This window comes from uncultured Phenylobacterium sp. (genome assembly GCF_902826855.1).
Taxonomy (GTDB): Bacteria; Pseudomonadota; Alphaproteobacteria; order Caulobacterales; family Caulobacteraceae; genus Phenylobacterium.
This window is the reverse complement of sequence record NZ_CADEGK010000155.1, coordinates 4381-11164: the sequence shown is the minus strand read 5'-3', so window position 1 is coordinate 11164 and position 6784 is coordinate 4381. Positions and strand designations below refer to the sequence as shown.

The 6784-nt window shown below is 64.5% G+C and carries 4 protein-coding genes and 1 pseudogene (1 of these 5 cut by a window edge); 4 read left to right on the top strand and 1 reads right to left on the bottom strand.

Going from position 1 to position 6784, the window contains the following annotated elements; translation table 11 throughout:
• On the bottom strand, positions 1-296 hold a 296-nt coding region (locus QZV94_RS18260), incomplete at its 3' end, for a hypothetical protein (protein ID WP_293680025.1).
• A gap of 389 nt (positions 297-685) precedes the next feature.
• On the opposite strand from QZV94_RS18260, the gene QZV94_RS18255 reads away from it, so the two are divergent.
• From QZV94_RS18255 to QZV94_RS18240, 4 genes and pseudogenes are all read left to right on the top strand, one after another.
• On the top strand, positions 686-2629 hold the full coding sequence (locus QZV94_RS18255; protein ID WP_293680022.1) for a hypothetical protein: 1944 nt from the start codon (positions 686-688) through the stop codon (positions 2627-2629).
• Between the two features lie 47 nt (positions 2630-2676).
• A complete protein-coding gene (locus QZV94_RS18250; RefSeq protein WP_367254793.1) occupies positions 2677-3483 on the top strand; it encodes a SapC family protein in 807 nt (268 codons plus the stop codon).
• Between the two features lie 1740 nt (positions 3484-5223).
• Positions 5224-5892 carry a flagellar hook-length control protein FliK gene (locus QZV94_RS18245; protein WP_293680020.1) on the top strand — a complete coding sequence of 223 codons (669 nt, stop codon included), beginning with the start codon at positions 5224-5226 and terminating at the stop codon, positions 5890-5892.
• Between the two features lie 155 nt (positions 5893-6047).
• Positions 6048-6784, top strand: a pseudogene (locus QZV94_RS18240) (flagellar hook protein FlgE) (it continues 656 nt past the right edge of the window).

Below are 6784 nucleotides of genomic sequence, written 5' to 3'. Positions count from 1 at the left end.
CCCGCCGCTTGCGACAAACGATCCAGCCGTCCCGCCCACCAGTGCAACTGCCCGCGGTCGAACCGAACCTCAAGCTGAGCCGTCTTGGCGCGATCCAAAAGAAACGCTAGCGCAAGGCCACCGGTGGCCAGCTTCCCGAAGCCCACGCCCGTGACGATGTTCGCCCCGTCGGGCCTTCCTTCAGCGCGAATGCTTGGCGCCTCACGGTTGCGCTGCGCGACGGCCTCGTGATGACTGCGGAATTCCATCTGCAGGACTTCGTCCCTCAGCCGCGGCTGGCCGATCCGTTGCGCCACCGGGCTGGAGCCTTCAAGCCAAGAGCACAACCTCTGCAGTATCCGTCGCGTCATGCGTCGAGTGATCCAAACGCAACTCGTTGATTCGTTTGTCAACTGGCAGTCCAGCCGAATCCGATCCTGAGCGGGATCGTAGTTGACCGACATCGCAGCAACTTGGTCGAGGGGCATCGGCAGGGGCTCCAGTGCTCTCAGTACGTCGTCCGCAGGACATCCAATGCCCGCGCAGCCGCCCAGCGTCTCGGGCGCAGAAACCACGAGCCTTATGCATCGAACCGCGCGCTCGCGCATTACCCCCATGCCCGGATTGAGGCTCAGCCCGGGGCCACAAGCGTGTCCTGGCCGACCAGCGAGGGTCAGCGCCGCGTGTTCATCATGGAGGAACGACCTTGGCCGAGTTCATTGGCACTAGCGGGAGCGACACGCTCATCGGCGGACCGGACGCAGATACCTTCACGGGCGGTCCTGGGGCAGATGTCATCACGGGCAACGATGGAAACGATACAGACAACTACGCCGTGGGTTCTGACGGCGCGGACATCGCTGACCTTGGCGCCGGGCAGGACGTCGTCAGCGTCACCGGCCAAGGCGCGGGTCAGGTTCGGCTCACCTTCACCAGCGCCGAGGTTGGGAACGGAGCCGTCAATGACTCCGGCGGCCTCGCGAACCAGGATGGCGACTTGGCCGTGCGGTTCCAGTCTGAAGATGGCGCCGGGGTGCTGACTGGCGACATCTCTCGCTACGACGACGAGGGGATACGCTTCATAGCCGCAACGCCCGGGTTGACCTTCGATGTCCGCGACCTCGTGTCGGGCGCTGCCCGGGGGGACCAGTTCGCCGCGGTCTTCCTGGGAACCCAGGGGGCCGATAACATCACAACGTCCGCGGTCGCGACCTACGTCAATGCTGGCCAGGAGGACGATCGCGTCATCGCCGGAGCGGCGAACGACTTCCTTGTCGGAGGCGGAGGGGCCGACCTCTTGAATGGAGGCGCAGGCGCCGACAGCCTGCTGGGAGGCGTCGGCGCTGACACCCTGAACGGCCAGGAGGGCGACGATACCGCGATTTTCAATATCTCTACCGACGGCGCAGATTTGGCCAATGGCGGGGAGGGCTCCGACCTCGTCAATATCGCGGCCGCCGCGGGCGGCCAGGTCCGGCTGACGTTCACCAGCGCGGAAGTCGGTAATGGTTCGGCTACCGATGGCGCCGCCGGGACAAACCAAGACGGCGGTCTCGCGGTTCGCGCCCAGTTCGAAGGCACCGCGGGAGACCCCGAAGGGACGCTCGCGCGTTTCGATGATGAAGGCGTGACCTTCGTGGCGACGACTGCCAACCTGACGTTTGACGTACGAGATCTGATTTCAGGCGCTGCGCGCGGTGACCAGTTCAGGGCGGTGGCGCTGGGATCGAGTGGCGCAGACGCTTTCGGCGCCACGGCTGAGGCCACCTACGCCAATATGGGCGCTGGCAACGACAGTGCGACGGGGGGGCAAGCCAACGACTTCCTTGTTGGCGGCATTGGTGCAGATTCCTTGGATGGCGGCCTCGGCGCTGACAGCTTTATCGGCGGAAGCGGGAACGATACCTTCGCCGGCGGCGGTGGTGCTGATCAGATCATCTATACGGCGGCGCGCGCGAGCTATCGGTTTGACCTTCTTCCGGGAGGGGCCATTCAAGTGACCGATGTCCGCACCGGCGCGCCGGACGGGCAAGACCAGTTCGGTGGGGTCGAGGCGCTCCGGTTCTCTGATGGCACTTTCGACACTGGAAGGGTGTTCGACAACACTTTGTCGGTGGCCACCCTCAGCTACCAGTTCTTCACGGGAAAGACGCCGACCGAGGCGGGCTACGAGTATCTGGTCAACAGCCCGAACAATGCAAATGACCTCAACGACCCCTACTACCAGGCATTTAGCCTTGAGAACCGCTTCATCAATTTCGCCGTGAACCTCGGCGTGTACGGCGAGAGCCGAATTGGTTTTGAGAGCGACTATGGCGCAAGATCCCTCAACCAGGCGGCCACCTTGGCCTACCGGGAGGTCTTCGGCTTTGATGCAGCCGTCGGCAAGATTGACGAGATCCTTAACACTGAGGTGCAGGATGACCTTACTCGCGCCGAATACTTCCAAGCCGTGACCGGATCAACCAGCGTGGACGCTCTGGCGGTCAAGGCCGCCGTGGTTGGCTTCTTCCTGGTCGAGGCTGTTAAGGCCGATTTGGGGCCTTACGCGAACGCCAACGGCGACTTCCTTGATGATCTCATTGATGATGGATCGGCCCAATTCAATGTGAATCTCCTGCTGGCATACCCGGAGGCCGCAGCCCTCTAAGACACGGATGCGACATCGTCTGCGGGCCCAGTAGAAGTCCGCAGACGATGCTGCGCTATGCTGGCGCAGGGGCGTCGCGCGGGCTAAGAATGACGCTTCCGGCCCCTTGCTCGCGGCGCCCCCGCGTCGCCGTTTCCGAAAGACCCCTGCCCGCAATGTTCAAGTCCCTCGTCGCTCTGTCTTCCCAAAAGCACGCCGATCTGCGGCTCACCTCCAACGCCCACTTCGAGCATTTGAGGGAGGAAGTTAGCTGTCCCCTCATGGCCTCCGAGGTCGTGAACGCGAGCCGGTCCTTGCCAATCGTCTTCCCCCAGGACAAGGCAACCTATCCGCTCGCCCTCGTTGCGGCGGAAAGGGGACGCAACGCCTTCGTCGACGATGAGGGTCGGTGGACCGCCGGCCACCTGCCCATCCATTTCCGCCGGTATCCCTTCGTGCTCGGCGAACACGAAAAGACCCTCGTCCTCATGATCGACGAGCGCGCGCCCAGTCTCTCCACCTCGGAGGGCGAGCCCCTGTTCGCCCAGGAAGACGGCAAGACCGTGCCTGCACCCTGGCTGCGCGACATCCAGAAGGAGCTCGTCGGGCTGACGCGGATGCACCGCGCCACGCAGGCCCTGTGCGCACCTCTCTCAGAGCGCGACGTCTTGGTTCCCAAGATCCTCAACCTGAAGTTCAACGACAAGACCCGCCAGATCCGTGGCCTGCGCATCATCGACATGGAGCGCGTCAACGCGCTCCCTGACGACACCCTCGCCGCATGGGCCCGCTCGGGTCTGCTCGCACTCATCTACGCCCACACACAGTCGCTCGCGAACCTCAAGCGCCTCAGCGCCAACTCAACCAACACATGAGCGGAGCTGCCCGTGGGCTCGACAAGGCACAGGCGAGAAGCTCCGGCGGTACGCGGAAGCGTGACGTCGGAGGTCAGAGATGCCCTACCTTGCACAGCACGCGGCCGTACCGTCGGAGATCCGAGACGGGCATGTGACCAAAGAACGATCCGCAGCCGCGATCAGGATATCCAGATGACGTGCATAGCTATGCGCTGGATCGCGTGCTCTACGAACCCGAGGCGGTAGCGCGGCGGCCGCGGGTAGGGATGTCTAGCGTATATGTAGGGCGGGCCGGACGCGCTTTGCCATCTTGTCGGCATTCCTTGAGCGGAGCTGGCCGCTAACTTGTGCGTTGCCGGCCAACTGCGACCCTGTTCGTCCAAGGGGGAGATCGCTCTTGGGAAGGTGTGCCTCCTGCGAGCCGCCGCTCAAACATCGCAGAAGCACCTATAGGTGTCGGCTGCCCTGGATCTGGCCAGGGAACGCGGGCGGCATGGATTGACTAGCCCGCAATTGGCTACCCGGTAGAAAACGCCTTCCTGGGACCTGCCGCGATCGTCGTATGCTAATACTATCAACATGTTATGCGTTGGCCCGGGGCTTGCTCTAAGGGGCGTGACCGAGCGCATGGGCGCTGAGGCTGCCGTTTGACAGGTGCAGTTCCCCAAGATGATTGTCGCCACTCCTGCGCCAACGATGTCCGCCGTCGGCGCGCCGGCGCCTCCCACTGCGCTCGGTCCCGAGGCGATCCTGGATTTTGGCGTTGTATTGGGTCTCGTCCAGGCTGTGGAATCGCCCCCCTTAAGCGGCGGACCGGCGATTGCGTCCCTCTGGCCTAGCGAGCCAGCCGACCCTGGGACGTATGGAACTGACCCCGGTCTGCCTGCAGTTGAGTCCGAAGGGACACCGCAGTCTGGTGGTCCTCTCGCATCCGAGGGCTCCACTAGAGTCGCCACGTCGCTTCAGCGCCTAACCGCGCCGGCCGCTCCGGCCACCGGAGCCGGCGTCCCATCGGCCCAGATTTGTCTCGAGAGCCTCCCGACGCCCGCAGTCGTCGAAGTGTCTAAGTCCCCCATCTGCCCAGCGAATGCCGGGATCGATGACCCAACGTCCGATGTCGCGCCCTCCGCCTCGGAAGCTCTCGCGCATCCAGATGAGGTAGCGAACTCACCGGGGGCTCTATCGGTCATGGTGGAGGTCACGTCTCGTCCGCTACCTCTCCCCCAGCCGGAGGCTACAGCACACCCGGCCGCGGCCGCGGCTGGTGTTCGAACGAGGGCGACGGGGCGTTCCGCCGAGCCGGCGCCGCAACAGGCGAGCCGGGACGCGGATCTCACAAAAGTGGCCTTGGGGGATACGGGCCGGAGCGAGAGTAGCGTAGCGGCGGCGCCCGAAGTCGCGGCGCTGTCGCGAGAGGAGGATACGCTGCGGCAGCCCGTCGGCGCACCCGGGGCGCGACCCATCCACCAAGTTCTTCCAGCCACCGCGCCGGTATCGGGCGGCGTCCCAGTGCCCGCCGGCGCCGATCCAGCCACCGCGCCGGTATCGGGCGGCGTCCCAGTGCCCGCTGGCGCCGATCCAGCCATCGTCGCCATCGCTTCTCAGGCTTGGTCCTCATCCCCGCAAGCAAAGTCGACCGCCGCAAGTGTGGGCCAGGGGGTCACCCCGCCGTCGATGGCCGGACCCACACGGCAGACGTCACCCTCGCGCGCGGCCCGGACGGAGAGGGACGGGAGCGCCACCGACAGTTCTGTGGAATTGGACGCGAAGTCGCCACGCCGCGCCGAAGCGCCGGGTCCATTCAGGGCAGCCGAGGCCAAATCGACCTTCGTAGGTCAGGTCGAAACAGCTGTTGGGGAGCCCGTCTTCCCGGCCGTGGCGGAGCGTGAAGTCTCCGCTCGGTCGCTGGACCTCCCAAGTCATACCCCTTCGCCTTCGGGGAGCGGGGTGGAGGCGCCCGGCGGCCCGCTCGGTCTTGAGGCGCGAGGCTCACCTGAGACCGTCGCAAACCTCGCTGCCCAGATCCTGAAGAAACTGAACGGGAAAACCACCCGTTTCGACATAGAACTCACCCCTCATGGCCTGGGACAGGTAAACGTGCGCGTCGAGATCAGCGCGCACGGGCAAATTTCGGCGGCGTTGACGTTCGACAACCCGCAGGCGGCTCAGGACCTCAGGGCGCGCGCTGCGGATCTCCAGCGCACCTTGGAGCAAGCGGGTTTCGACCTGTCCGGCGGCCTGGCGTTCGACGTCGCCGATGGCCGGGAACAACAGCAACGGAATCGACAGGACCACGCCGAGCCAAACTACGCCGGCCGCGGCAAGGCGTTCCAGGCGGCCGTTGACACGGTGGAGGCGGCGGATCCTGGCGCCCGGCGCCTCAGCCTTCGACGCGGCGTACGGGACGGTGTGGACGTAAGAGTGTGATCCTTGGCTCCTGGCGCGGCCCACCGGAGACGTGGCGAAGGGCGAGGCCAAGTCTGAGTCAGTCATGATGATCGAGTCTCGGACGACAGAATGTCGTCGCCTGCAGCTACCGGCGCGCGAGCTGCGCCAGGCCACCTCTTGGATAGGACCAGGTTATGAGCATCAATTCCGCGTTGCTGGCCGGTGTCTCGGGCCTAGCGGCCAACTCAGCCGCGCTCGCCGCTATCGCGGACAACATCGCGAACGTCAACACAGTAGGTTACAAGCGTAACCAGACAAGCTTCGCTAGTGTTGTGACCGCCCAAGGGGTGACGGGTAAGTACTCCGCCGGCGGCGTTCAGAGTGTGACCCGCCAATTCGTCAGCCAGCAGGGCCTGATTCAGGCATCCGGTTCTTCGACTGACCTTTCGATCTCGGGAGACGGCTTCTTTGTCGTGACCACTGGGCCCGCCGGGCAGACGTCTGCGGACTCCCGTAGCTTCACGCGGGATGGCTCGTTCAGTGTCGATGCCGATGGTTATCTCGTCAATAACTCTGGCCTATACCTGCAAGGTTGGCCCAACGGACCCGATGGTACCTATGACTTCAGTCCGTCGGACCTCGGGAAGATGACTGCCATTAACGTGAAGAATATGGGCGCCGCCGTTGCGCCAACCACGGACATCGGCGTTAGCGCTAACCTGAACGCCGGCCAACCGGTATCCGCAGCAGAGGCCGCCTATGATGGCGCGACGGCCACTTCGATGGCAGACTTCGCGAACGACGGCACCGGCACCCGCCCAGACTTCGTCATGGAGTTCGACGTCGCCGATTCCCAGGGTGGGACACGCAAGCTGGCGATGGCGTTCCTTAAGGATGACGCGGCCAATCCAAACGTCTGGCACGCCGAAAT